At 66.8% G+C, this 23,437-nt stretch carries 25 protein-coding genes; 12 read left to right on the top strand and 13 right to left on the bottom strand.

Features of this window, described 5'->3' with window-relative positions; all coding sequences use genetic code 11:
• Positions 1-165: 165 nt before the first annotated feature.
• The 3 genes from ACODSM_RS10640 to ACODSM_RS10630 all read right to left on the bottom strand — a co-directional run bounded on the left by ACODSM_RS10640 (position 166) and on the right by ACODSM_RS10630 (position 3,898).
• Positions 166-1,953, bottom strand: coding sequence for a TRAP transporter large permease (locus ACODSM_RS10640; RefSeq protein ID WP_488805236.1), 1,788 nt, complete (start codon positions 1,951-1,953; stop codon positions 166-168).
• A gap of 14 nt (positions 1,954-1,967) precedes the next feature.
• On the bottom strand, positions 1,968-2,588 hold the full coding sequence (locus ACODSM_RS10635) for a TRAP transporter small permease subunit (RefSeq protein WP_056748212.1): 621 nt from the start codon (positions 2,586-2,588) through the stop codon (positions 1,968-1,970).
• 182 nt (positions 2,589-2,770) lie between these two features.
• Positions 2,771-3,898 carry a substrate-binding domain-containing protein gene (locus ACODSM_RS10630; RefSeq protein ID WP_488805235.1) on the bottom strand — a complete coding sequence of 376 codons (1,128 nt, stop codon included), beginning with the start codon at positions 3,896-3,898 and terminating at the stop codon, positions 2,771-2,773.
• A 63-nt stretch (positions 3,899-3,961) separates the two neighbouring features.
• Here ACODSM_RS10630 and ACODSM_RS10625 point away from each other — a divergent pair, with 63 nt between their 5' ends.
• The 4 genes from ACODSM_RS10625 (at position 3,962) to ACODSM_RS10610 (ending at position 7,166) form a co-directional block, all read left to right on the top strand.
• Positions 3,962-4,699: an ABC transporter permease gene (locus ACODSM_RS10625; RefSeq protein ID WP_488805234.1), complete on the top strand. Its 738-nt coding sequence runs from the start codon at positions 3,962-3,964 to the stop codon at positions 4,697-4,699.
• Positions 4,696-5,424 carry an ABC transporter ATP-binding protein gene (locus tag ACODSM_RS10620; RefSeq protein ID WP_056639469.1) on the top strand — a complete coding sequence of 243 codons (729 nt, stop codon included), beginning with the start codon at positions 4,696-4,698 and terminating at the stop codon, positions 5,422-5,424. Before ACODSM_RS10625 ends, ACODSM_RS10620 begins: the two co-directional genes overlap by 4 nt.
• A gap of 80 nt (positions 5,425-5,504) precedes the next feature.
• Positions 5,505-6,332, top strand: a complete 828-nt coding sequence (locus ACODSM_RS10615; protein WP_488805303.1) for an ABC transporter substrate-binding protein — start codon at positions 5,505-5,507, stop codon at positions 6,330-6,332.
• 9 nt (positions 6,333-6,341) lie between these two features.
• Positions 6,342-7,166: a molybdate ABC transporter substrate-binding protein gene (locus ACODSM_RS10610; protein WP_488805233.1), complete on the top strand. Its 825-nt coding sequence runs from the start codon at positions 6,342-6,344 to the stop codon at positions 7,164-7,166.
• A gap of 100 nt (positions 7,167-7,266) precedes the next feature.
• On the opposite strand, the gene ACODSM_RS10605 is transcribed toward ACODSM_RS10610, so the two are convergent.
• The 6 genes from ACODSM_RS10605 to ACODSM_RS10580 are packed head-to-tail and all read right to left on the bottom strand — an operon-like array spanning position 7,267 to position 13,231.
• Complete coding sequence (locus ACODSM_RS10605) at positions 7,267-8,964, bottom strand: ABC1 kinase family protein (protein WP_488805232.1); 1,698 nt, start codon at positions 8,962-8,964, stop codon at positions 7,267-7,269.
• 15 nt (positions 8,965-8,979) lie between these two features.
• Complete coding sequence (locus ACODSM_RS10600) at positions 8,980-9,474, bottom strand: DUF2269 family protein (RefSeq protein WP_488805231.1); 495 nt, start codon at positions 9,472-9,474, stop codon at positions 8,980-8,982.
• Positions 9,471-9,869: a DoxX-like family protein gene (locus ACODSM_RS10595; RefSeq protein ID WP_488805230.1), complete on the bottom strand. Its 399-nt coding sequence runs from the start codon at positions 9,867-9,869 to the stop codon at positions 9,471-9,473. Before ACODSM_RS10595 ends, ACODSM_RS10600 begins: the two co-directional genes overlap by 4 nt.
• A complete protein-coding gene (locus ACODSM_RS10590; protein ID WP_488805229.1) occupies positions 9,866-10,390 on the bottom strand; it encodes an SRPBCC family protein in 525 nt (174 codons plus the stop codon). The genes ACODSM_RS10595 and ACODSM_RS10590 overlap by 4 nt, the downstream gene beginning before the upstream one ends.
• Positions 10,391-10,394: 4 nt before the next feature.
• Positions 10,395-11,519: a saccharopine dehydrogenase NADP-binding domain-containing protein gene (locus ACODSM_RS10585; protein WP_488805228.1), complete on the bottom strand. Its 1,125-nt coding sequence runs from the start codon at positions 11,517-11,519 to the stop codon at positions 10,395-10,397.
• Between the two features lie 5 nt (positions 11,520-11,524).
• Positions 11,525-13,231, bottom strand: coding sequence for an EAL domain-containing protein (locus ACODSM_RS10580; RefSeq protein ID WP_488805227.1), 1,707 nt, complete (start codon positions 13,229-13,231; stop codon positions 11,525-11,527).
• A 180-nt stretch (positions 13,232-13,411) separates the two neighbouring features.
• Between ACODSM_RS10580 and ACODSM_RS10575 the strand changes: the two genes are divergently transcribed.
• Genes ACODSM_RS10575 through arsB form a run of 4 tightly spaced genes read left to right on the top strand, consistent with a single transcriptional unit; the run spans position 13,412 to position 15,848 of the window.
• Positions 13,412-13,738, top strand: coding sequence for an ArsR/SmtB family transcription factor (locus ACODSM_RS10575; RefSeq protein WP_488805226.1), 327 nt, complete (start codon positions 13,412-13,414; stop codon positions 13,736-13,738).
• A 32-nt stretch (positions 13,739-13,770) separates the two neighbouring features.
• Positions 13,771-14,271 (top strand): ArsI/CadI family heavy metal resistance metalloenzyme, encoded by a 501-nt coding sequence (locus ACODSM_RS10570; RefSeq protein ID WP_488805225.1) that lies wholly within the window; start codon positions 13,771-13,773, stop codon positions 14,269-14,271.
• A 9-nt stretch (positions 14,272-14,280) separates the two neighbouring features.
• Positions 14,281-14,787, top strand: coding sequence for an arsenate reductase ArsC (locus ACODSM_RS10565; RefSeq protein WP_121942283.1), 507 nt, complete (start codon positions 14,281-14,283; stop codon positions 14,785-14,787).
• Positions 14,788-14,828: 41 nt separating this feature from the next.
• Positions 14,829-15,848 (top strand): ACR3 family arsenite efflux transporter, encoded by a 1,020-nt coding sequence (gene arsB, locus ACODSM_RS10560; protein WP_488805224.1) that lies wholly within the window; start codon positions 14,829-14,831, stop codon positions 15,846-15,848.
• 118 nt (positions 15,849-15,966) lie between these two features.
• On the opposite strand, the gene ACODSM_RS10555 is transcribed toward arsB, so the two are convergent.
• Genes ACODSM_RS10555 through ACODSM_RS10545 form a run of 3 tightly spaced genes read right to left on the bottom strand, consistent with a single transcriptional unit; the run spans position 15,967 to position 17,348 of the window.
• Entirely contained in the window at positions 15,967-16,197 is a 231-nt protein-coding gene (locus ACODSM_RS10555) for a DUF2798 domain-containing protein (protein ID WP_488805223.1), read from the bottom strand.
• On the bottom strand, positions 16,194-16,802 hold the full coding sequence (locus ACODSM_RS10550; protein ID WP_488805222.1) for a flavodoxin family protein: 609 nt from the start codon (positions 16,800-16,802) through the stop codon (positions 16,194-16,196). The genes ACODSM_RS10555 and ACODSM_RS10550 overlap by 4 nt, the downstream gene beginning before the upstream one ends.
• 48 nt (positions 16,803-16,850) lie before the next feature.
• Positions 16,851-17,348, bottom strand: coding sequence for a DUF2938 domain-containing protein (locus tag ACODSM_RS10545; RefSeq protein WP_488805221.1), 498 nt, complete (start codon positions 17,346-17,348; stop codon positions 16,851-16,853).
• An 83-nt stretch (positions 17,349-17,431) separates the two neighbouring features.
• On the opposite strand from ACODSM_RS10545, the gene ACODSM_RS10540 reads away from it, so the two are divergent.
• On the top strand, positions 17,432-17,878 hold the full coding sequence (locus tag ACODSM_RS10540; protein ID WP_060985698.1) for a helix-turn-helix domain-containing protein: 447 nt from the start codon (positions 17,432-17,434) through the stop codon (positions 17,876-17,878).
• A gap of 150 nt (positions 17,879-18,028) precedes the next feature.
• On the opposite strand, the gene ACODSM_RS10535 is transcribed toward ACODSM_RS10540, so the two are convergent.
• Positions 18,029-19,177: a helix-turn-helix domain-containing protein gene (locus tag ACODSM_RS10535; RefSeq protein ID WP_488805220.1), complete on the bottom strand. Its 1,149-nt coding sequence runs from the start codon at positions 19,175-19,177 to the stop codon at positions 18,029-18,031.
• A 489-nt stretch (positions 19,178-19,666) separates the two neighbouring features.
• On the opposite strand from ACODSM_RS10535, the gene ACODSM_RS10530 reads away from it, so the two are divergent.
• Genes ACODSM_RS10530 through ACODSM_RS10520 form a run of 3 tightly spaced genes read left to right on the top strand, consistent with a single transcriptional unit; the run spans position 19,667 to position 23,374 of the window.
• On the top strand, positions 19,667-20,137 hold the full coding sequence (locus ACODSM_RS10530; protein WP_110959975.1) for a (2Fe-2S)-binding protein: 471 nt from the start codon (positions 19,667-19,669) through the stop codon (positions 20,135-20,137).
• Between the two features lie 46 nt (positions 20,138-20,183).
• Complete coding sequence (locus ACODSM_RS10525; RefSeq protein WP_060985696.1) at positions 20,184-22,571, top strand: xanthine dehydrogenase family protein molybdopterin-binding subunit; 2,388 nt, start codon at positions 20,184-20,186, stop codon at positions 22,569-22,571.
• An 11-nt stretch (positions 22,572-22,582) separates the two neighbouring features.
• Positions 22,583-23,374: an FAD binding domain-containing protein gene (locus ACODSM_RS10520; protein WP_295939593.1), complete on the top strand. Its 792-nt coding sequence runs from the start codon at positions 22,583-22,585 to the stop codon at positions 23,372-23,374.
• Positions 23,375-23,437 lie beyond the last annotated feature (63 nt).

The raw sequence follows: 23,437 nt of genomic DNA, 5'->3' as shown, positions 1-23,437 counted from the left end.
ATTGGCTCCTTGGGTTGTAAGTAGGGAGATGGGCTGCGTGTTGGCAGCGTTGCCTTCGGCCACGCGCTGCGCGAGACAAACCCATGAAAAAAGCCCCGGCAGACGCTATCTGCCGGAGCTTTTTTTGCCTCCAGGGCTGGTCAACAGCCCTGAGGGTTCATCCGATCACTTCTTCTCGTTGGCCATTGAGTCTTGCAGGGCCTTGAGCGGATCGTCTGCAGCAGGGGCCGCAGCGTCGCCAGGGGCCGAGCTGGCACCTTCCATGCCTGCGGTCGGGTCGGTGGCCTCGGGGGCTCCGGCCGCGTCGGGCATGGTGGCTTCCATTTCCATGCGGACCTTGTCCAGGTCGTAGACCTCGGCCTTGTCCAGACCGCTGGAAACGATGCCGGGGAACACGATGATCAGGCCCACCATCAACAACTGGATGCACAGGAACGGAATCGCTCCCCAGTAGATCTGCGGTGTCGTCACCGGCGCAATCATCTTCTTGGTGACCTTGTCGAGGTACTCCTTTGCCGGGGCCACGCTGCGCAGGTAGAACAGCGCAAAGCCAAACGGTGGGTGCATGAACGAGGTCTGCATGTTCACGGCCAGCAGCACGCCGAACCAGATCAGGTCGATGCCCAGCTTGTTGGCCACCGGGGCCAGCAGGGGCACCACGATGAAGGACAGCTCAAAGAAGTCCAGGAAGAACGCCAGGAAGAACACCATGATGTTCACGACGATCAGGAAGCCCAGCTGGCCACCGGGCAGGCCGGTCAGCAGGTGTTCCACCCACAGCGGGCCGTCCACGCCCTGGAAGGTCAGGCCGAACATGGTCGCGCCCACCAGAATGAACACCACAAAACACGACAGCTTGGTGGTTGTGGTGACTGCCTGCTTGAGCAGCGAGAAGCTCAGGCGACCACGGATGATGGCCATGATGCCTGCGCCCAGTGCGCCCATGGCGCCGCCTTCGGTGGGGGTTGCAACGCCCAGGAAAATGGTGCCCAGCACCAGGAAGATCAGCAGCAGCGGGGGGATCAGCACGAACGTCACGCGTTCCGCCGCCTTGGACAGCAGGCCCAGGCGGGTGATCTTGTTGACGCTGGCGACCACGAAGGCCAGGGCCACGCCAAAGCACATGGCCACGACGATGGTTTCGTCCAGCGCCACGCGTTCCACTGTCTCGCCCGACCACCAGGTGTGCAGGGCGGCCATGTTCTTGGCCACATACATCGAGGCGGCCACGCAGATGCCGGTCAGCACCAGCAGGGAGGTCACGCCACTCTTGCCGTTTTCGTCACGCAGCGTACGGGCTTCGGGCGGGATGGCAGGCACCCATTGGGGCTTGAAGATCGCCAGCAGGATGACGTACAGCGCATAGAAGCCGGTGAGCATCAGGCCAGGCAGGAAGGCGCCCTTGTACATGTCGCCCACGCTGCGACCCATCTGGTCGGCAATGATGATCAGCACCAGCGACGGCGGAATGATCTGTGCCAGCGTTCCGGACGCAGCAATCACGCCCGCAGCGAGCCGGCGGTCATAGCCATAGCGCAGCATGATGGGCAGCGAGATCAGGCCCATCGAGATCACCGATGCGGCCACCACGCCCGTGGTGGCTGCCAGCAGCGCGCCCACAAAGATCACGGCCAGAGCCAGGCCACCGCGGATGGGGCCAAACAGCTGGCCAATGGTGTCCAGCAGGTCTTCCGCCATCCCGCTTCGCTCCAATATGAGCCCCATGAGCGTGAAGAACGGAATGGCCAGCAGGGTGTCGTTCTGCATGATGCCGAAGATGCGCAGCGGCACGGCTTGCAGAAGGGCTTCGGGCAATACGCCCAGCTCGATACCGATGAAGGCGAAGAACAGTCCGCAGGCGCCCAGACTGAATGCGACCGGGAAGCCCACCAGCAAGAAGCAGATGAGCCCCGCGAACATGATGGGGGCGAGGTTATGGGTCAAAAATTCCATGGTGTGTGCTCCGCTCAGTGGGCCTCGGCCTTGTTCTTGCCATTGCCCTTGGCCGCTTCGGCCAGGTTGCGGATGGATTCAGCCAGTTCTTCCTCGGCCGTCTTTTCGACCTTCTTGACCGTCGGATCTTCGATCAGGCCTTGCAGGAAGCCCAGGCGCTTGATGAGTTCAGAGATGCCTTGCAGCCACAGCAGCGTGAAGCCCAGGGGCATCATGAGGTACACGGGCCAGCGGATCAGGCCGCCCGCGTTGTTGGACATTTCGCCCGACGCGAGAGCGCGCGTGAAGAACGGAACCCCGTACCAGAGCACGGCCAGGCACATGGGCGTGAGGAAGACGATGTAGCCGAACACGTCGATCCAGATCTGTGTGCGCTTGGAAAAGCGGCTCGAGATCACGTCCACCTTCACATGCTCGCCCTGCAGCAGCGTGTAGCCTGCTGCCAGCAGGAACGACGCAGCAAACAGGTACCACTGCACTTCCAGGAAGGCATTGGAGCTGATGTTGAACGCCTTGCGCACCACGGCGTTCACGCCGCTGATGACCGTGGAGGCCAGGATCAGCCAGACCACGTACTTGCCGACCTGGGTGTTAATCCAGTCGATCCCTCTTGATAACTTCAATAGAGCCTGCATGGTGTCTCCAATAAAAAGGCTGTGTGTGCGAGATGCCCGGGCCCCGCGCGGGTAGGCGCTGAGGCAGGGCACACTTTGACGACGGCGCGATTCTACGGAGCACTGTAGGCGGAGTCTGACAGCAGCGTGACGGTGTTATCCCGCAGCGGCTGCTTATTCTTTAGCTATCAAAAATGCAGCAATTAGGGTTTCTTCCTAGGTGCTGAGGTGCGCTTTTTCCGCGCGAATTGCCACCACGGCAGCACGGTGCTCATGGCCAGCACCTCGCCGCAGTGCCAGGCGCTGTAGCCCGGCAGCGTGGCCATGTGCGCCAGCCACTCGGGGGTTTGCAGCAGGTTGCGCAGCGCCAGCGTGGCAGGCTGGTCCAGGCTGGCTTTCAGGCACGCCAGGTGGTAGCGCTCGTGCACCAGGGGGACAAACTCCAGCCCGCGCGCGCGGGCCGCCAGCTCGATGCCCATGCCCACATCGGCAGCCCCTGCAGCCACGGCCTGGGCGATGGCGGTGTGGGAGGGCTCGTTGAGCGCGTAGCCCACGATGCTCTCTGGGTCCATGCTGGCCTGGGCCAGCAGGTCGTCCAGCAGCACCCGCGTGCCCGAGCCCAGCGGCCGGTTGATGAAGCGGGCGCCGGTGCGGGCCACATCGGCCAGGCTGTGCAGACCCAGCGGATTGCCGGGGGCCACGATGAGCCCTTGGGTGCGCTGTGCGAAGCCAATGATCTTGTGCAGCCCGGGCTGCAGCAGTGGCTGGTAGGTGCGCGCGGTGAGCGACTGCGCGGCCGCGTCGGCCACGGTGTGAAAACCCGCCAGGGTGCACCGCCCCTCGTTCAGCGCACGGATGGCGTCCACGCTGCCAGTGAACCGGATGTCGAGGTGCAGGGCGCCCACATCGGTCTGCGTGGCGGCATGGGCGCGCAGCGCAGCCAGTGCGTCGTCGTGGCTGGCATAAAGGGTGAGCACATGGGCATTGGGGTCGAAGGCCACGGCGAATGCGCGCTCCAGGTCGGCATGCAGCGCGGCAATCTGCGGCGCCAGGCGCGCCTGGGCCTGGCGTTCGGCCCACAGCAGCTTGCTGCCGAACTCGCTGAGCTGTGCCGACTGGCCCTTGCCCCAGATGATCAATTCGCCGCCCAGCTGGTCTTCCCAGCACTTGAGGGCACCCCAGACATGGCGGTAGGACAGGTCCAGCGCGCGCGCGGCGCCTGAGATGGAGCCGCGCTCGGCCACGGCCTGCAGCAGCTCGGGCAGCGGGTTGCGGATGAGCGCAGTGCCCGCGTCCCGGCTGAGTGTGTAATGAAGTTGGACCCTATGCACGGGAGTTCATATCGCTGGATATTGGATGGGTGCCTACGATAGCCCAAACCGATCCCCTGGCCCATGTCCACCCTCACCGAAAGCGCGACCACAGCGCTTGAACTCACCCTCTCGTCCGACCCCGTCCTCTGGACCATCGTGGGCCGCTCCTTGTCTGTCAGCGCCACCGCCTGTGTGATGGCCTGCGGGGTGGGCCTGGTGCTGGGCGCGTGGTTGGGCGTCGCGCGCTTCGCGGGCCGTGGCGCCGTGCTGGCCGTGCTCAACACCTTGCTGGCCGTGCCGTCGGTGGTGGTGGGGCTGGTGGTGTACCTGGTGCTGTCGCGCAGCGGGCCGCTGGGCTCGCTGGGCTGGCTGTTCAGCTTCAAGGCCATGGTGCTGGCGCAGGCTATCTTGGTGCTGCCGGTGGTCACTGCGCTCACGCGCCAGACGGTGGAAGATGCCGAGCGCGCGCATGGCGAGCAGCTGCGCTCCATGGGCGCCGGCCCGCTGCTGCGCAGCCTGCTGCTGGCGTGGGATGAGCGCTATGCGCTGCTGACCGTGCTGCTGGCATCGTTTGGCCGGGCGATCTCCGAGGTGGGCGCGGTGATGATTGTGGGCGGCAACATCGACGGCTTCACACGGGTGATGACCACCGCCATCGCGCTGGAGACCAGCAAGGGCGACCTGCCGCTGGCGCTGGCGCTGGGCATGATCCTGCTGGCCGTGGTGCTGGCGCTGAATGTGCTGATTGCGTTGCTGCGGCGCTGGCGCGAGCGGGTGGATGGCGCGGCTTCCAGTACGCCGGTGGGAGTAGCCGCATGAGCGGACCGGTGCCAACCCCCTGGGTGGATCTGCGCCAGGTGACCGTGCGCTACGGCCGTGTACAAGCCCTGGACCAGGTCACGCTGCGCATTGCACCCGGCGAGCGTGTGGCGCTGGTGGGCGCCAACGGCAGTGGGAAGAGCACCTTGCTGCGCGTGCTGCATGGCCTAGCCGATACGCATGGGGGCGGCCTGCAGTGCGATGCATCGCTGCGCCAGGCCATGCTGTTCCAGCGCCCGCACATGCTGCGCACCAGCGCCCAGAACAACGTAGCGCTGGCCCTGTGGCTGCGTGGCACCCGCTGGCGCGATGCGCGCCCGCTGGCCCTGACGGCCTTGCAGCGGGTGGGCCTGCAGGGCATTGCTGCGCAGAACGCGCGCACCCTGTCGGGCGGCCAGCAGCAGCGGGTGGCGCTGGCCCGCGCGTGGGCCCTGCGGCCCGACGTGCTGCTGCTGGACGAGCCCACCGCCAGCCTCGACCCCCACGCCAAGCGCGAGGTCGAGGCCCTGATGGCCGACTTTGCGGCCAGCCACGGCGCTGCCGGTCCGGCGCACCCCGTGACCATGGTGTTCAGCAGCCACAACCTGGGGCAGGTCAAGCGTCTGGCCAGCCGCGTCATCTACATGGAGCACGGTCGCCTGGTGGCGGACTTGCCGGTGCACGATTTTTTCAACGGCCCCTTGCCGGAGGCCGCCCGTTTGTTTGTCAAAGGAGAGCTGGTATGACGCGAATTGCCCCCCCCGCTTCCCACTTCGTGTGGTCGCTGCCCCCCAAGGGCGCCTTTTCATCTTGGGGCGGCCCGGCGATGAAAAATTCCAAGCCTTTCCGCGCGGTAGCGATAGTGTCCAAAGCGGTAGCAGCTATCGTTTTGGTAGCGTCTGGTTCTGCGTTCGCGCAGAGCATCACCATGGCTTCCACCACCTCCACCGAGCAGTCGGGCCTGTTTGGCTACCTGCTGCCCGAGTTCAAGAAGGCCAGTGGTCTCGACATCAAAGTGGTGGCGCTGGGCACGGGCCAGGCGCTCGACATGGCGCGCCGGGGTGACGCCGACGTGCTGTTTGTGCATGACCAGGTGGCCGAAGAAAAGTTTGTGGCCGATGGCTGGGGCGTGAAGCGCTACCCCGTGATGTACAACGACTTCATCCTCATCGGCCCCAAGAACGACCCGGCCGGCACCAAAGGCAAGGACATTGTGCAGGCCCTGCAGAAGCTGGCCGCTACCAACGGCAACTTCATCTCGCGCGGCGACCAGAGCGGCACTCACGCAGCCGAACTGCGCTACTGGAAGCTGGCCGGTGCCGATGCCGCCAAGGGCAGCGGCTACAAGGAATGTGGCTGCGGCATGGGGCCCGCGCTGAACATTGCGGCATCGAGCGGCGCCTACCTGCTGGCCGACCGTGGCACCTGGCTCAATTTCAAGAACCGCGCGGACCTGGCCGTTCTGGTCGAGGGCGACACCAAGCTCTTCAACCAGTATGGCGTGATGGTCGTGAACTCCGCCAAGCACCCGCATGTGAAGTCGCAGGACGCGCAGAAGTTTGTGGACTGGGTGGTGTCGCCCGCCGGCCAGCAAGCCATTGCGGGCTACAAGATCGGCGGCGAGCAACTGTTCTTCCCCAATGCCACGCAGTGAGCGGACGCGATGACACACCGCTCCTTGTCGGCTGCTGCTGCAGCCGCCGTGTTAGCCCTGGCCGGTTGTTCTGCGGGCCCTGCCAAGGTGCCCATGGCTGATGCGGCCCCCGTGCAGGTGTATGCCGCTGGCAGCCTGCGCGAGGCGTTCACCGAGATCGCGCGCGACCACGAGGCCCGCACGGGCCAGAAGGTGGTGCTGACCTTCGGCGCCTCGGGCCTGCTGCGCGAGCGCATCGAAAAGGGTGAGCCCGCACAGGTCTTTGCCTCGGCCGACACCGACCACCCGCAGCGCCTGGCCGCCCAGGGTGGCTGGCAGGCGCCCGTGGTGTTCACGCGCAATGCGCTGTGTGCGCTGACCAGCGAGCAGATCAGTGCCACTCCCGACACCCTGCTGGCCACCATGCTGCGCAGTGACGTGCGCGTGGGCACGTCCACGCCCAAGGCCGACCCGTCGGGCGACTACGCCTGGGCGCTGTTCCGCCAGGCCGACAAGGTTCAACCCGGTGCCTACGCCCAGCTGGACGCCAAGGCCTTGAAGCTCACGGGCGGTGCGGATTCGCCCAAGCCACCTGCGGGCCGGGGCACCTATGCCTGGGTGATGGACCAGCGCCAGGCCGATGTGTTTCTGACCTACTGCACCAACGCCGTGGCCGCCCAGGCCGAGGTGCCGCGCCTGCGCGTGGTGCAGCTGCCTGCGGCCCTGCAGGTAGGCGCAGCCTATGGCCTGACCGTGCGTGCCGATGCGCCTGCTGCTGCCCAGGCGTTTGCCAGTGCGCTGCGCCAACCGCCTGCCCAGGCGGTATTGCATCGCTTGGGGTTTGGGCAGCCCTGAACACGGGCTGCCGACCGGCTGTGAGTGTGTGCACACGCCGCGTCTGCCTGCCTGGTGGGGTGGCGCGGCGTGTGTTGTTTTGACCTGCTGTCTGCCGCGCTCAGTCATCATCACGGTGATGGCTGCTGCGCCAGATGGCGCGCACCAGCCACAGGCCACACACCACCGCGCCGAAGAACCCCAGGAAGCCAAACGCGGGCAGGCCGAACAGCGTAGGCCCGCCCTTCACGGTCATCACGATGGACGAGCCGATGATCAGCGCCGCAATCACCAGCGCCATTGCCAGACGGTTGGCTGACCGGTCGATCTGGTCGCCCACACGCTTGAGGTGCGCCAGCTCGATGCCCACCTGCAGGTGCCCGCGCCGCGCGTTGCGCAGCAGCTGCCCGATGTCGTCCGGCAACTGCTCCACCGTGGCCAACGCGCGCCGCAAGGTGCTCCAGGCGCGCCCGGCCAGCACCTTGGGCTCGTAGCGCGCGCGCACCACCTGCTTGAGCAAGGGCAGGGCTTCGGTCGCCATGTGAAAGTCTGGGTCGAGGTTGCGGCCCATGCCTTCGAGCGAGATGAAGGCCTTGATCAGCAGTGCGAGGTCGGACGGCAGCCCCAGGTGGTGTTCGCGCAGGATGGCCGTCACGTCGGCCAGCATCTGCCCCAGGCTCAGCTGTGCCAAGGGCACGCCGTGGTACTGGTCCACAAAGGCCTCGATCTCAGTCTCCAGCTGGCCCAGGTTCAGGCCCTGCGCGTCGCCCGTCCAGTCCAGCAGCACGTCGGCCACGGCTTGCGGCTGGTGCTCGACCAAGCCCAGCAGCAACTGCAGCAGCTCGTCGCGCCGGCGCTGCGACAGGCGGCCTACCATGCCAAAGTCAATGAAGGCAATGCGGTTGCCGGGCAGGTAAAACACATTGCCCGGGTGCGGGTCGGCGTGGAAGACGCCGTCCTTGACGATCATCTGCAGCACCGCCTGCGCGCCGCGCTGCGCCAGCACCGTGCGGTCAAAGCCGGCCTCGGGCGTCAGTGCGGTCAGGGCGCCGCCGGGCGTGCCGTCGATGAAGTCCTGCACGTTGATGCGTTCGCGGGTGTAGGCCCAGTGCACGCGCGGGATCACGATGTGGGGCAGCACGGCCATGTTGGTAGCAATGCGCTCGGCCTGGCGGCATTCGCCCGCCAGGTCCAGCTCGCGGCGCAGCGAGCGGGCGAACTCGCGCACCAGTTGCTGGGGCCGGTAGGGCTTGAGCGCGGGCAGCTCGGCCTCGGCCAGCGCAGCCAGGCGCTGCAGCAGGCGCAGGTCGGCCTGGATGGTGTCGGCAATGCCGGGGCGGCGGATCTTGACGATGACCTCGCTGCCATCCTGCAGACGGGCGCGGTGCACCTGCGCAATCGATGCGGCGGCCAGCGGCGTGGTGTCGAACCAGGCAAAGACGGCTTCGGGCTCGGCGCCAAGGTCTTCGCGCAGTTGCGGGCGCAAGGCGTCGATGGGCAAAGCGGGCACGTTGCTGTGCAGCTTCTCGAACTCGGCAATCCATTCCGGGCCAAACAGGTCGGCCCGCCCTGCGAGAATCTGGCCAAACTTGACGAACGCGGGGCCCAGCTCTTCGAGGGCCAGCCGCACCTGCACCGGCGGCTCCACGCGGGCCAGGTCGGCGGCGTGGGTCCAGTTCAGCGCCTGGCCGGCGCGCTCCAGGCGGTCGGTCAGGCCCAGGCGGCGCACGGTGTCGCCAAACCCGTGGCGCACCATCACGCCCAGGATTTCCTTCAAGCGCCCCAGGTCGCGGGCAGTGTCCAGGGTCTCGATCAGCATGGAGCGATCATAGGTTCAGAAGGTCAGGGCGGGTTTGTTCACCATCAGGTAGAACACCACGGCCATGGCCACAAAGGCCGGGTAGCCCAGTGCCTCCCACCAGCGGGCGTAGCGCCAGTACAGGGGCGGCAGCACGCCCTCACCGTTCGCGGCCTGCGCTGCCTCTGCAGTCACTCTCGCCATATCCCGCATGCGCAGCTGCAGCCACACCACGGGCAGCCAGCAGGCACCGGCCACCAGGTACAGCGCGATGGAGACGGCGAGCCACGGCGTGCTCCACGGCAGGCCCGCCATGGCTGCCATGGCCAGCCCCGTGGCGGGCTGGATGAACACCGTGGGCGTGGTGAACCACCAGTCCGCCCGCACCACCAGGCGTGTGACCACCGCCTGCGCCTGCACATTGCCGCTGCGGTTGGTAAAGAACATGTAGAACGCCGAGCCCAGCCCGGTGCCCACCAGCAGCACGCTGGAGATGATGTGCAGCCATTTGAGGGTGAGGTACAGGCTCATGGCTTTTGCAGAGAAGTGGCCTCGTCTTGCCGCAGCACCCACAGGATGGCGGCAATCGGCAGGTTTTTGGTCAGCGGCCCGAAGGGGTGCAGCCACCAGGCGGGTTGTATGGCCGTGGCCAGCAGCGTCATGGCCAGCATCATCAGCAAAGCAGCGCCATACGCTTTGCGGCCCGGGCGGAGCGCCAGCCACAGCCCCAGCACCGCATCGGCCGCCGCCCCGGCCAAGATGATGGCAGTGGGCAGCCATGGGGCGTGGCCCCCGGCCCAGGCTGTGGGCAGCCCTGCCAGCAACTCGCGGCTTTGGCCGTGCAGCTCCCACACGCTGACCACGGCGGTGGCCAGCCAGACGACGACGAGGCTGGCACGCAGCAGGCGGGCTGACGCGTGGTTCATGGGGTGACCTTCTGTGCTGCGGATTTCGCGACGCCCTGTGTCTGTTGCCAAGCTGCAATGTCGGCAGCACGGACCGCCAGGAACTGCGCCAGGCGCTGGAACCGCTGCCGCGTCTTGCGGACAAAGACCCAGTCCACCACAGGCTCCATCACCGTCCGCAAGGCTGTCGGGCCGACTTGAAAGGTGTAGGTGTAGATCAGCAGGGACTGGTGGGGGCCCTGCTCCTGGTGGCGCATGGAGGCGGCCCACTGGGTGAAGGGAAACGACTGGCCCACCATGGCCGCAGCCGCGACCACAGGGCGGTCATAGCTGACGAACTGCGTGCGCATGGACAGCGCCCGCAATGCACCGGCGCCCAGGTTCTCGGTGGTGGCGCCCACACTGGGGCAGGGCGCACCGCTTTCCACGCTGGTGCGGCGCACCAGCGAATCCCACTGGCACCGCCACTCGTGGTAGTGGAAGGCATCGAACACAACGTCGGCCCGCGCTGGCATGGGGAAGGTCAATTTCCGGTGGGCCATGGGCTCATTCCTCCACCACATCCGTCACCATGCCCCACTTCGCAAACTCGGGAGCAAAAGCCTCCAGGGGCAGCAGGCTGGTGCTGGTGTGTGCCCCGGTGGGCAGCGGCTGCCCGGCTGCGAGCTGGCGGGCCAGCAGGATGGCGGCCATGCAGGGGATTTCGGGGCCGTGGTCGTTGTCGGCCGCAATGTGCCATGCGCGGCGCCGGGGCTGGCCTTGTGCGTCGGCACCCGCCACACGCACCACCATGCCGCCCAGCGGCGTGCCCAGAAAGTCCAGCGCGCCGCCCGCGCGGTGCATCAGCCAGGCCAGCTTTTCGGGGTGGGGCAGCACGCCCCAGCGGCGCAGCGTTGCCAGGGTGGCGAAGGCTCTTTGCGCCAAGCCAACCTCCAGGGCCGCGCGGAAGATGACGCAGTCGCGGGCCCGATAGTGGGCGGGAAAAATCTCCAGGTCCGGGATGTCGCAGACTGCCCCCAGGCGAGGGCGCAGCCGCTGGAACTGGACGGGGCTGGGCCGCGCCCAGCCGCTGTGCGGCTGCCACCGGCCACCGTCCCACACGTCAATGGGCAGGCCGCAGTAGCTCAGCACCGCCGCCAGCGTGGCCTGGCCCCGGGGCGCCCGTTGCGCAGGGGCAATGCAGATGTCGATGCTGTCAATGCGCTGCCAGCCCGCGCACAGGTGGTCGATGACGGCGGAGGACAGCGCGGGCACCGTGCTGGCCCCCGCGACGGCTGTGCGCCCGGCGGCAGTGAATGCAGCCTGCATGGCAGCGGGAAAGTCGCCAACAAACCGGCGACCGTCGGCCAGGTCGATGTAGTGCGCCCCCGCCTCGGCCGCTGCCTGGGCCACGTTGTAGGCCTGCGCCTGAAAAGGGCCTGCCGTATGGATGACCAGACCCACACCCCACTCGCGCAAGGTGGCGACCAGGCCGGGCGCCTGGTGGTCCAGCGCCACGCCCTGTGCACCGTGGCCCAGCGTGGCGGCCAGGGCCTTCGCTTGCGAGGCGTCCCGGCCCGCCACCAGCAGGGCAATGTGGCGGCGGGTAGCCTCATCGCCCACCAGGGCGCGGCAGATGCGCGCCCCAAAGTTGCCGTAGCCGCCCAGGACCAGGGTTTTCAGTGCAGCCATGGGGGTCATGCCCCCGAGGCCCAAGGCGTGCTGGGCTGCGTGGGCACAAAAGAGGTATCGCTGTCCCGGCCACTGCCCGGCGTGTGCAGCAGTGCTTGCAATGCTGCACGCTGCGACTGCAGTTGCGTTCGATGCCAATTGGGCACGTCAGGCGCTGCAATGGGGCGGCTGAACAGGTAGCCCTGGATGTGGTGCAGCCCGGCGGCCGCGAGGGCCCGCAGCTCTTCGGGCGTCTCCACGCCTTCAACCACCACCGACAGGCCCAGGTCTCGCGCCAGCGAGCTGATGTGCCGCAGCAGCTTCTGGCGGCGGCGGTCCTGCGGCAGCTGGCGTACGAACAGGCGGTCGCATTTGATGCCCGCAATCGGTAGCTCGGCCAGCATGCCCAGGGACGAATACCCGGCGCCAAAGTCGTCCATCAAAACGGCCACACCCAGGGCGCTCAGCGCGCTGATGGCCGCCACCATCTGGGGGCCCAGCGCAATCACGGCATGCTCGGTCATTTCGAGCTTCAGGGTGCGCGGGGGCAGGGCGCGCTGGGCCAGCTGCAGGCCCAGCCAAGGCGCGAAGCTTTCGTGCATCAGCGTGACCGGCGCCACATTGACGCTGATGGACACTGCGTCCATCCCCTGCGCCCGCCAGTGGCACAGATGGTCGAGCGCGTTGCACAGGATCATGCGGTCCACCTCCGCCGTCTTGCCCTGCAGCTCGCACACCAGCAAGAAGGTTTCGGGGTTGATGCGGCCCAGGGTGGTGTCGGTCAGGCGCAGCAGCGCCTCCAGCTGTACCCCGCTGCGCTGGGTGTGGATGATGGGCTGGAAATGCAGGGCCAGGTTGTCCGGGTGCAGCAGGCGGTCCAGGTGGTCGGCAATCAGCGACTGCTGAATATCGCTGTGGGCGTTGTGGGCCAATGCCGAGGTGCGCATCATCGACAACCCCCTCCGCAGCAACTGCTGGCGTCCCGCGTCCGAGCGCAGGTTGCTCAGATGCTCCATGGCCACCGCCATCGCAAACACCAGCATCACGAAGAGCAGCGCGGCGCCATCGGACGCACCCTCGGGGTCGCCCAGGTGCATGGCAAAGGTGTTGACCAACAGCCAGTGCAGCACCAGGATCGCGCCGCCGCACAGCAGCTTGTCCGCCCAGTTCTGGGCCCGGTAGCGGGGGGTGAGCACACTGAGCTTGGCGGCGCGGTGGCGGATTGCGCAGTAGCACGAAATGCCGGTGGCAATGCCCAGCGACAGCACAGTGGCTGGCAGGTTGATCTGCCCGAAACTCTGCACGTGGCTGCTGGTGATGGTGAAGTGCCCTGCCAGCGTGCCCATCGCCAGCCACAAGCTGGCCAGCGCAATGCGGCGCTTGCTGGCGCCGGTGCTGAGGGTGGGGATGGTGAGCCGCGCACTCACCACCATGATGACCAGGCCGCTGAGCGCGGGCACCAGCTCCAGTACGTGGTGCGACAGCTCGTTGTACAGGAACAGGCCGACCACATCCAGCGCCCACACGATGGAGCCAATGCACAGCGATGCGTGGGATGCGCTGATGCGGCGGCTGGACGGGTCCACCGAATACGCGGTGTGCTCCACCAACTGCTGGCACACGTGCACGACGAGTGCCGCAAACACCCAGAACAGCAGGCTTTGCAGCAGTGGCGGAAACCCCACCACAAACACCTGCATGGCGCCATGCCAGATTGAAACCAAATCGTCCACGTGCTCCCGCCCTTTTTTGTATGCGGGTCATCATACGACCGTGGGGCGGGGCCAACGCGTAACAGGCTGTGGCGGGTGCGTGCTCCCGGGCGATTGGCTGCCATCCGGGATCGGCGTGGGTTTCCAGTGATTTTTGGGATGCCATTTTCAATAATTCAACAATCGTTGTATTATCGATTTATGCAAGAAACCGATGTTGTCCGTGCCCTCGCAGCCCTGGCTCAGGAGATCCGCTTGCGGGTCTTTCGTGCGCTGGTGGTGGCGGGCCCTGCGGGGCTGACCCCCGGTGATCTGGCCGCCCAGCTGGAGGTGGCGCCCAACACCCTGTCCTTTCACCTCAAGGAGCTGTCGCACGCAGGGCTCATCAGCCAGGAGCGACAGGGCCGCAATCTCATCTACCGCGCCGCGTTCGACACCATGAATGCGCTGCTGGCCTACCTCACCGAAAACTGCTGCGAAGGCCAGGCCTGTACCCCTGGCGGCGCGGTTGCTTCCTGCCATTGCTGACCGTTCCTCACCGTTGCCCCAAGGAGAACCCCATGAAACGCTTCCACGCCCATGTGCATGTCGATGATCTGGCCCAGAACATCGCCTTCTATTCCAAGCTGTTTGCTGCTGCCCCCACGCGGGTGGAGGCGGACTATGCCAAGTGGATGCTGGAGGACCCGCGCGTCAATTTCGCCATCTCCACGCGCGGCGCCAAGCCAGGCCTGGACCACTTTGGCATGCAGACCGACGACGCTCAGGAGCTGGCCGAACTGAAGGCGCGCGCCGAGGCCGCCGACATGGCCTTGCTCGACGAGGGCAACACCACCTGCTGCTACGCCCGAAGCGAAAAGCACTGGGTGACCGACCCGCAGGGCATTGCATGGGAGCACTTTCACACCCTGGGCGACATCCCCGTCTTCAACGAGGCCACACCGTCTTCATCTGCGGGCGCCTGCTGCGCTCCTTCGGCGGCGGCCCCTGCACCAGCGGCGTCTCGGGCGGCGTGCTGCGGCCCGGCCACGACCGCAACCCTCAAAACCAGCTGCTGCTGAGAGCGCCGCATGACCGCTTTGAACGTTCTTTTTCTTTGCACCCACAACTCGGCCCGCAGCATCCTGGCCGAGGCCTTGCTCAACGACATGGCACCGGGCCGGTTCCACGCGTACTCGGCGGGCAGCAGCCCGCGCGACAACCAGCAACCCAACCCGCTGGGCCTGGAGGTGCTGCGTGCCGCGGGCATCTCGACCGAAGGCCTGCGCAGCAAAAGCTGGGACGAGTTTGCCGCCCCGGGCGCACCCGTGATGGACCTCATCATCACCGTCTGCGACAACGCGGCCGGCGAAGTCTGCCCCATCTGGCCCGGCCACCCGGCCACTGCGCACTGGGGCTACGCCGACCCGTCCGCAGGGGACGGCACGGACGATGAAAAGCGCGAGGCTTTCCGCAAGACCTTGCATGCCATCCACCAGCGGTTGGAGCTGCTCATCAACCTGCCTGCCGACAAGCTCGAAAAGACCCTGCTGCAGCACACCGCGCGCGAGCTGTCGCGTGCCGCAGCCACGCCATGACGGCGCGGTGCGGACCGGCCGGCGCGCCAGTGCCGGCCCCCATGAGCGTGTTCGAGCGCTACCTCACCGTGTGGGTGTTGCTGTGCATCGTGGTGGGCATTGCGCTGGGGCAGTTCTTGCCGTCGGTGTTCCAGGCCGTCGGCCGCATGGAGATCGCCCAGGTCAACCTGCCCGTGGGCCTGCTGATCTGGGTGATGGTGATCCCCATGCTGGTGAAGGTGGACTTCGGTGCGCTGGGCGAGGTGCGCAAGCACGCCCGGGGCATCGGCGTAACGCTGGTGGTGAACTGGCTGGTCAAGCCGTTTTCGATGGCGTTGCTGGGCTGGCTGTTCATCCGCCACTGGTTTGCGCCCTACCTGCCTGCGGACCAGCTGGACAGCTACATCGCAGGCCTCATCCTGCTGGCAGCGGCCCCCTGCACGGCCATGGTGTTTGTGTGGAGCCGCCTCACTGGCGGCGACCCGCTGTTCACGCTGTCGCAGGTGGCGCTGAACGACAGCATCATGGTGGTTGCGTTTGCGCCGCTGGTGGCGTTCTTGCTGGGCATCTCGGCCATCACCGTGCCGTGGGACACCTTGCTGACCTCGGTGGTGCTCTACATCGTGATCCCGGTCGTGCTGGCCCAGTTGCTGCGCCGGTCGTTGCTGGCCCAGGGGCAGGCGGTGTTCGATGCCGTCATGGCGCGCATGGGGCCCTGGTCCATCGCCGCATTGCTGGCCACGCTGGTGCTGCTGTTTGCGTTCCAGGGCCAGGCCATCCTGCAGCAGCCGCTGGTGATTGCGCTGCTGGCGGTGCCCATCCTGATCCAGGTGTTCTTCAACGCAGGGCTGGCCTACTGGCTCAACCGCGTGGTGAGGGAGAAGCACAGCGTGGCCTGCCCGTCGGCACTGATCGGTGCCTCCAACTTCTTCGAGCTGGCGGTGGCTGCTGCCATCAGCCTGTTCGGCTTCCACTCGGGCGCCGCGCTGGCCACCGTGGTGGGCGTGCTGATCGAGGTGCCGGTGATGCTGCTGGTAGTGCACCTCGTCAACCGCAGCAAGGGCTGGTACGAGCGGGCGTGAGCGACTGACAAAACTCCCCTGGCGTTGTTGTCTCGCCTTGTCGTACTGCTTGTACTGCCTGCGGCGAAACGCCTAGCCAGGGCCGCTTCGCTGAGTTTTGTCAGCCGCTCGCAGGTGCTCAGCCCTTGGCGGTGGTGAGCAACGCCACCGCCTTGCGGGCCAGCGGCGCTGCCAGCATCACCGCCGGGAAGGCGAACAGCCACCCGGTCAGCCATGCGCCCGCCCACAGGCTCACAAAGTCCTGCTGCGGCTGCAGTCCGCGAAAGGTGGAGATGCCCGACACCAGCAGCGACATCGCACCCGACAAGATCAGGCTGAACAGCACCGGGCCGTAGCGCGCGGGGATCATGCCGCCACCTCTTCGCCAGTCTGGCGTGCGTCTGCACCGCCCACACCGCCCAGACGCTGCAGCGTCTCGGCAAAGTGCTGGCCGAACATGCGGGCGGTTTTGGTGTCGCCGGGCACAAACGCATCGGCGGCCGCCCCATGGCCCGCCTGCGCCATCAGGCCCGACCAGGAGCCGAGGCGGTTGGCCGCCTCGTCGTACGGCACCCCGGCATGCTGCTCTGGCAGGATGGGGTTGCCCACCCACACCATGCCGTGCTGCATGGCAAACACCCACATCGACATCAGCGTGGACTGTTTGTCGCCCGCTGGCAGTGACGACACGGTAAAGCCCGCCGCCAGCTTGTTCTTGAGCTGCTGCGTCTTCCACAGGCGGCCTGTGGAATCCATGAAGGTCTTGAACGGCCCGGAGACCCCGCCCAGGTAGGTGGGCGAGCCGAGGATGACGCCGTCGTAGCGCAGCAGGCGGTCGGGCGCCTGCGCCAGGTCTTCGGCCCTGACCAGTTCGGCGAGGACGCCCGGTACGGCGCGGGCGCCGTCCAGCACGTGGTGGGCAATGTGCGCGGTGTGGCCGTGGGCGCTGTGATAGACGATGGCAATCTGTTGCATGGTGTGGTTTCCTTGGGAGTGATTTCGGGGGAGAAGGCGCGGGACAGGTCAGCGTGAAATCAGTGCGATGACCAGCGCGGAGAGATACAGGCCCAGGCCAAACACGGTGTGGTTGGCGAGGCTGCGCAGGCAGTTCTTGAGCGGGGTGGGCGTGCGCGATGCCGCAAAGCCCGAGCCCATGGCAGGCTGCATGACCAAGAGGGGCGCCGCCACGGTGCCCATGCCCACGGCCAGCGCGGGCAGCAGGGTGGGGCTGTGGACCCAGGCGGCGCCCTGCAGGGACAGCAACACCCCGGCAAAGGCCATGCCCACGGCGTAGTGCGTGAGCCAGCCCCAGGCCAGCTCGCCGCGCACCGGAGCCGCCTTGGCGATGGCCGCGTGGGCGACCTGCCCGCGCAGCAGGTGGCCCACCCAGCGGCCGATGAAAGCGAAGTTGAGCGTGGGCACGCCCAGCCTTTTGAGCAGCAACAGCCACGCATCCATGACGGCGGTGGCACCGATGCCCAGGAGCACGGCGAGGGGAATGTCTTGCACTGAGAGAGTCATGAAAACACCTCGAAAAGTTGACGGAAGAAGGTTTTGAACGGAATATAGAAGTTCAAGTCAACTTGAGGTCAAGAGGTTTTTTCATGGACATTGCCGAAGTCGCCAAACGCTCCGGTCTGAGGGCGTCCACGCTGCGGTATTACGAGGAGAAGGGGTTGATCCAGTCGGTAGGGCAACCCGGCGAGCGCCGCCGGTTTGCGCCCGGCGTGATAGACCAGTTGGCGCTGATTGCGCTGGGGCAATCGGCCGGGTTCTCGCTGGACGACATCCGGTCGATGTTCTTGCCCAGTGGCGAGCCCAACATTGACCGGCAGCTGCTGTCAAGCAAGGCCGACGAGCTCGACACCATGGTCAAGCGTCTCAAGGCCATGAGCAACGGCCTGCGGCACGCGGCCGCCTGCCCGGCCGAGAGCCATGCCCAGTGCCCGTCCTTCCAGCGGCTGCTGAAAGCCGCCGCTGACGGAGCGCTGGAGCGCCAGCAGCGGCGCAGCGCGCAGCCCGTGGTGGGCCTGCGTCGGCCGCGTGCCTGAGCGGCCCGAGGCGCCTCGGTTGATGGGGTGATTGAGTTGCTACCTATTTGATAGCTGCTCAGGCATATTGCACTAGCGCTATCGGCCAAAAAGGCTTGAATTAGAGGCGTCAGAAGCTCGCACAGCGGTGTGGGCAGCGGCGCGGGCCCTTCACCCGCCTTTGTGGGCGCCCAGCTTGCGGTACACCGTGGCGCGGCTGATGCCCAGCGCACGCGCCGCCTCGGCCACGTTGCCGCGCGCCTCCTGCACGGCGCGGCGGATCATTGCGACCTCGGCCTCGCGCAGCGGGGCGGGCGCCGATGCAATGCCTGGCACCGCTGCCGTGTGGGTGTCGCCCACGGTGCGGGCGTGCGCAGGCAGCTGCGCCAGGGCGTGCAGCCGCAGGCCCGACCACAGCGGCAAATCCAGCGGCTCCCTGCGCTGCTGGCGGGCCGCGTCGAACAGCATGGTCCAGGGCATGGCCAGCAGGTCGCTGCAGTGGGTGCGGGTGCCGGGCAGGCCGGGGGCGCGCAGGGGTTGGGGCACGAGCTGGCGGGCCACGCTGTTGGCACCCACCACGCAGCCGTCGGCATCCAGCGTCAGCAGGCCGTCGCCTTCGCCGCCCAGCGGGCAGCCCGGCCAGTTCAGGCGCAGCAGCAGGGCGTGGGGCAGCTGCAGCAGCAATGCGTCTTCCATGGCGCGGGCCGACCGGGCCACCAGGTGGCGCAGCTCGGGCCGCTCGGGCACATCCACACCCGTCAGGTCCAGCATGCCCATGCAGCGGCCCTGGGGGTCGAACAGCGGGGCCCCGGCGCAGCTGTAGCTGGCGTTGTCGTCAAAGAAATGCTCGCCCCGGTGCAGCCACACGGGCTGCAGCTCTTCCAGCGCGGCGCCGATGGCAGTGGTGCCCACGGCGGCTTCCGACAGGTCAATGCCCACGCGGCCAATGGCGCTGGCGCGCGGGTCGCTCCGGTCGCAATGGCCCTGCACATCGACCACGATGCCGCGTGCATCGGTCAGCATGGCGAAGTAGCGCATGCCCGCAATGGCCCGGGTCAGCTGCTCCAGCACCGGCCGGGCCGCGCGCAGCAGGTGATGGTGCTGCTCCTGGCTGTGGCGCAGCGCCGTGGCGCTGACGGCGTCAAACGCCACGCGCCGCGTGGGCTCCAGGCCCCGCGCCAGGCAGCGCTGCCAGGACCGCGCAATCCACGGTTCCACCTCGGCGCGTACGGGCGCTGCACCGTCGGACAGCAGGCTCTGGCGCGCCTGCGCAATCAGCGCGTGGCGGTCAGCAGCGGGGTGGGGCGCGGAGATCAGCATGTGAATGGGCTCCTGAACGTTCGCATGATGCGGTAGTCCACTGAATCCGGGAAATCGGGGGTGCGTGAGTGTCTGGCAAGGCCGCAATCTAGGCGCCGGGCGCAGCCGTGTTGTACACCCGGCGAGCACGGCAACAACGAGTGCGGCCTTGCCAGACCCTCACCCTGCGGGCCAGGGCTGCGGCGGGTGCCCGGCGGCGTTGCCTGACTTGCCAAGGCAGCCAGCCTTGGCTGCGCCAGGCGCCTTGCCGTGCATCCCGCCGCAGCCCTGGCGCACCCCCGATTTCCCGGATTCAGTGGACTAGTGTGCATTGCAGCATGTTTCATTTTGAGAATATCCAGCGAGGCGTCCAGGAAATCTAGGGTTGTCCCTAGGGATGGTCGTTGGGGCGCGGCAGAAGATGCGCGAGCGATGAGCGTGATCCTGATCCCCTCCGCGAGGTCGTGAGCGCGCTCCTATCCAGCCAGAACCACTCCAGGAGACAGCCAGATGCAAGTCCAGTTCACGGTCAACGGGCGCGCCGCCAGTGTTGACGTCCCTCCCAATACCCTGCTTGTCCATGCGCTGCGAGAGCACCTGATGCTCACCGGCACCCATGTGGGTTGCGACACCAGCCAGTGCGGGGCGTGTACGGTGCATGTGAACGGCCGGGCCGTCAAATCCTGCGCCATGCTGGCGGTGCAGGCGCAGGGTGCCGAGGTGACGACCATCGAAGGCATGGCGACTGCAGACGGCACCATGCACCCCATGCAGGCGGCGTTCAAGGAGTGCCATGGCCTGCAGTGCGGCTTCTGCACGCCCGGCATGGTGATGAGTGCGGTGGACCTGTGCAAGAACCATCCCAACGCCAGCGAAGGCGAGATCCGCGAGCTGCTCGAAGGCAACATCTGCCGCTGCACCGGCTACCAGAACATCGTGCGCGCAGTGCAGGTCGGCCAGAAGGCCATGGCTGGCGCCTGAGCGCGCCCGCCGTTCCCACGCCAGAACAATCCAAGGAGACAAGACCATGGGTGCATCCGACTTTTCCAAGCTGCCGCACATCGGCGAATCGCTCAAGCGCAAGGAAGACTACCGCTTCCTGACTGGCGCGGGCCAGTACACCGACGACGTGGTGCTGGCTGCGCAAAGCCATGCGGTGTTCGTGCGCTCGCCGCACGCCCACGCCAAGATCAACAGCATCAACATCGACGCCGCCAAGGCCGCGCCCGGCGTGCTGGGCGTGTTCACCGGCGCCGATGTGGCCGCCGACAACATCAACGGCCTGCCCTGCGGCTGGCTCATCACCAGCACCAACGGCGAGCCCATGAAGGAGCCGCCGCACCCCATCCTGGCCCAGGGCAAGGTGCGCTATGTGGGCGACCACGTGGCCATGGTGGTGGCGCTGACCCAGCAGCAGGCGCGCGATGCGGCCGAGCTGGTGGAGGTGGACTACGACGTGCTGCCCGCCGTGGTGAACGTGGCCGACGCCGCATCGGGCGCCGTGGCCGGTGCGGCGCTGCACGACATTGCGCCCGACAACCACTGCTTCAAGTGGGCCATCGGCGACAAAGGCGCCGTGGATGCCGCATTTGCGAACGCAGCGCACGTCACCAAGCTCGACCTGATCAACAACCGCCTGATCCCCAACGCCATGGAACCGCGTGCGGCCATCGGCAGCTACAACCGCGCGAGCGACGAATACACGCTGTACGTCAGCAACCAGAACCCGCACGTCGAGCGCCTGCTGATGACGGCGTTTGTGATGGGCCTGCCCGAGCACAAGGTGCGCGTGATTGCGCCCGATGTGGGCGGCGGCTTCGGCTCCAAGATCTATCTGTACGCTGAGGACGTGTGCCTGACCTGGGCGGCCAAAAAGCTCAACCGCAACATCAAGTGGGTGGCGGACCGCAGCGAGGCGTTCCTCTCCGACGCGCATGGCCGCGACCACGTGAGCCATGCCGAAATGGCGATGGACAAGGACGGCAAGTTTCTGGCCATGCGGGTGCACACCCACGCCAACCTGGGCGCTTATCTGAGCACCTTTGCCAGCGCCGTGCCCACCATCCTGTACGCCACGCTGCTCGCAGGCCAGTACACCACACCGCAGGTGTATGTGGAGGTGGATTCGTGGTTCACCAACACCGCGCCTGTGGATGCCTACCGGGGCGCGGGCCGGCCCGAGGCCACCTACCTGCTGGAGCGCTTGGTCACGCGTTGCGGCTGGGAAATGGGCCTGGGCCAGGACGAGATCCGCAAGCGCAACTTCATCACCAGCTGGCCGTACCAGACGCCGGTGGCACTGCAGTACGACGTGGGGGACTACCACGCCTGCATGACGCAAGCGCAGCAACTGGCAGACGTGGCGGGCTTTGCCGCGCGCAAGGCCGCCAGCGAGGCCAAGGGTCTCAAGCGCGGTATCGGCTACAGCAGTTACATCGAAGCCTGCGGCATTGCGCCGTCCAACATCGCAGGTGCTTTGGGCGCACGCGCAGGCCTTTTTGAATGCGGCGAGGTCCGCGTGCACCCCACGGGCAGCGTGACGGTGTTCACCGGCTCGCACAGCCACGGCCAAGGGCATGAGACCACCTTTGCGCAGGTGGTGGCCGCGCGCCTGGGCATTCCGGTGGAGAACGTGGACATCGTGCACGGCGACACGGGCCGTGTGCCGTTCGGCATGGGCACCTATGGTTCGCGTTCCATCAGCGTGGGCGGGGCGGCCATCATGAAGGCGCTGGACAAGATCGAGGCCAAGGCCAAGAAGATTGCAGCGCATTTGATGGAGGCCAGCGACGCCGACATCGACTTCAGCGGCGGCGAATTCACCGTGCGGGGCACGGACAAGAAGATCCCGTTCGGTCAGGTGGCACTCACGGCCTATGTGCCGCACAACTACCCGCTGGACAAGCTGGAGCCGGGCCTGAACGAAACCGCGTTCTACGACCCCACCAACTTCACCTTCCCCGCAGGCACCTACATCTGCGAGGTGGAGATCGACCCGCAGACCGGCGTGACGCGTGTGGACAAGTTCACCGCCGTGGACGACTTTGGCACCATCATCAACCCCATGATCGTGGAAGGCCAGGTGCATGGCGGCTTGGTGCAAGGCATTGGTCAGGCGCTGCTGGAAAACTGCGTGTACGACCGCGAAACCGGCCAGTTGCTCACCGGCAGCTTCATGGACTACGCCATGCCACGCGCCGACGACTTCCCCGAGTTCAAGCTGGGCCATGTGTGCACCCCCTGCACCCACAACCCGCTGGGCACCAAGGGCTGCGGCGAGGCCGGGGCCATCGGCTCGCCCCCGGCGGTGATCAATGCCGTGCTGGATGCGCTGCGGCCCCTGGGCGTGAAGGACTTCGACATGCCCGCATCGCCGCACCGCGTGTGGGAAGCCATTCAGTCCGCCAAGGCATAAGGAGACCAACCATGTACGCATTCACCTTTGAGGCTCCTTCCTCCACCGCTGCGGCCGCGCAGCTCATCGCCCAGGGCGGCAAGCTGCTCGCCGGTGGGCAAAGCCTGCTGCCGTCCATGCGGCTGCGCTTGGCCAACCCCGAAAAAATCGTGGACCTGAACGGCATTGCCGAGCTGGCGGGCATCCGCCGCGAAGGCAACGCGCTGGTCATCGGCGCCATGACGCGCCACATGGACGTGGCGGCCAGCAGCGAGGTCAAGTCGGCCATCCCCGCACTGGCCGACCTGGCCGCCCACATCGGCGACCGCCAGGTGCGCGCACGTGGCACGCTGGGCGGCTCCGTGGCCAACAACGACCCCGCCGCCTGCTACCCCAGCGCGGTGCTGGGCCTGGGCGCCACGGTCATCACCAACCGCCGCGAGATCCAAGCCGACGACTTCTTCGTGGGCATGTACACCACGGCGCTGGAGGAGGGCGAGATCATTACTGCCATCCGCTTCCCCATCCCTAAGCGTGCCGCGTACATGAAGTTCAAGCAGGCGGCATCGCGCTTTTCGCTGGTTGGGGTGTTTGTGGCCCAGACCGACAGCGGTGTGCGCGTGGCCGTCACCGGTGCGGCCAGCAGCGTGTTCCGCCATGCGGGGCTGGAGGCGGCGCTCAACCAGAGCTTCACGCCGCAGTCGGCGGCCAGCGTCAAGATCGACGCGAGCGATTTGAACGCCGACATCCACGCCAGCGCTGCCTACCGCGCTAACCTCATCAGCGTGCAAACCCAGCGCGCTGTGCAGCAGATGCTGGGATGACATGAGGGCAACCCCGCTACCGTGGTGCGGCACCCGGTGGCGGGTTTTTGAGTGAAATTGGCC

The sequence above is a fragment of the Acidovorax sp. FG42 genome, from assembly GCF_057809195.1.
Note: the sequence above shows the minus strand (reverse complement) of the source record. Positions and strands in the feature narration are given on the sequence as shown.

Coding starts and splice junctions, on each gene's coding strand:
- ACODSM_RS10585 (WP_488805228.1), bottom strand. CDS start 11,519: ATGGCTGCACTGAAAACCCTGGTCCTGGGCGGCTACGGCAACTTTGGG.
- ACODSM_RS10565 (WP_121942283.1), top strand. CDS start 14,281: ATGACCGCTTTGAACGTTCTTTTTCTTTGCACCCACAACTCGGCCCGC.
- ACODSM_RS10570 (WP_488805225.1), top strand. CDS start 13,771: ATGAAACGCTTCCACGCCCATGTGCATGTCGATGATCTGGCCCAGAAC.
- ACODSM_RS10625 (WP_488805234.1), top strand. CDS start 3,962: ATGTCCACCCTCACCGAAAGCGCGACCACAGCGCTTGAACTCACCCTC.
- ACODSM_RS10555 (WP_488805223.1), bottom strand. CDS start 16,197: ATGATCCCCGCGCGCTACGGCCCGGTGCTGTTCAGCCTGATCTTGTCG.
- ACODSM_RS10590 (WP_488805229.1), bottom strand. CDS start 10,390: ATGGCCCACCGGAAATTGACCTTCCCCATGCCAGCGCGGGCCGACGTT.
- ACODSM_RS10550 (WP_488805222.1), bottom strand. CDS start 16,802: ATGCAACAGATTGCCATCGTCTATCACAGCGCCCACGGCCACACCGCG.
- ACODSM_RS10595 (WP_488805230.1), bottom strand. CDS start 9,869: ATGAACCACGCGTCAGCCCGCCTGCTGCGTGCCAGCCTCGTCGTCGTC.
- ACODSM_RS10530 (WP_110959975.1), top strand. CDS start 19,667: ATGCAAGTCCAGTTCACGGTCAACGGGCGCGCCGCCAGTGTTGACGTC.
- ACODSM_RS10520 (WP_295939593.1), top strand. CDS start 22,583: ATGTACGCATTCACCTTTGAGGCTCCTTCCTCCACCGCTGCGGCCGCG.
- arsB (WP_488805224.1), top strand. CDS start 14,829: ATGAGCGTGTTCGAGCGCTACCTCACCGTGTGGGTGTTGCTGTGCATC.
- ACODSM_RS10605 (WP_488805232.1), bottom strand. CDS start 8,964: ATGCTGATCGAGACCCTGGACACTGCCCGCGACCTGGGGCGCTTGAAG.
- ACODSM_RS10640 (WP_488805236.1), bottom strand. CDS start 1,953: ATGGAATTTTTGACCCATAACCTCGCCCCCATCATGTTCGCGGGGCTC.
- ACODSM_RS10545 (WP_488805221.1), bottom strand. CDS start 17,348: ATGACTCTCTCAGTGCAAGACATTCCCCTCGCCGTGCTCCTGGGCATC.
- ACODSM_RS10620 (WP_056639469.1), top strand. CDS start 4,696: ATGAGCGGACCGGTGCCAACCCCCTGGGTGGATCTGCGCCAGGTGACC.
- ACODSM_RS10535 (WP_488805220.1), bottom strand. CDS start 19,177: ATGCTGATCTCCGCGCCCCACCCCGCTGCTGACCGCCACGCGCTGATT.
- ACODSM_RS10610 (WP_488805233.1), top strand. CDS start 6,342: ATGACACACCGCTCCTTGTCGGCTGCTGCTGCAGCCGCCGTGTTAGCC.
- ACODSM_RS10525 (WP_060985696.1), top strand. CDS start 20,184: ATGGGTGCATCCGACTTTTCCAAGCTGCCGCACATCGGCGAATCGCTC.
- ACODSM_RS10600 (WP_488805231.1), bottom strand. CDS start 9,474: ATGAGCCTGTACCTCACCCTCAAATGGCTGCACATCATCTCCAGCGTG.
- ACODSM_RS10575 (WP_488805226.1), top strand. CDS start 13,412: ATGCAAGAAACCGATGTTGTCCGTGCCCTCGCAGCCCTGGCTCAGGAG.
- ACODSM_RS10635 (WP_056748212.1), bottom strand. CDS start 2,588: ATGCAGGCTCTATTGAAGTTATCAAGAGGGATCGACTGGATTAACACC.
- ACODSM_RS10615 (WP_488805303.1), top strand. CDS start 5,505: ATGAAAAATTCCAAGCCTTTCCGCGCGGTAGCGATAGTGTCCAAAGCG.
- ACODSM_RS10540 (WP_060985698.1), top strand. CDS start 17,432: ATGGACATTGCCGAAGTCGCCAAACGCTCCGGTCTGAGGGCGTCCACG.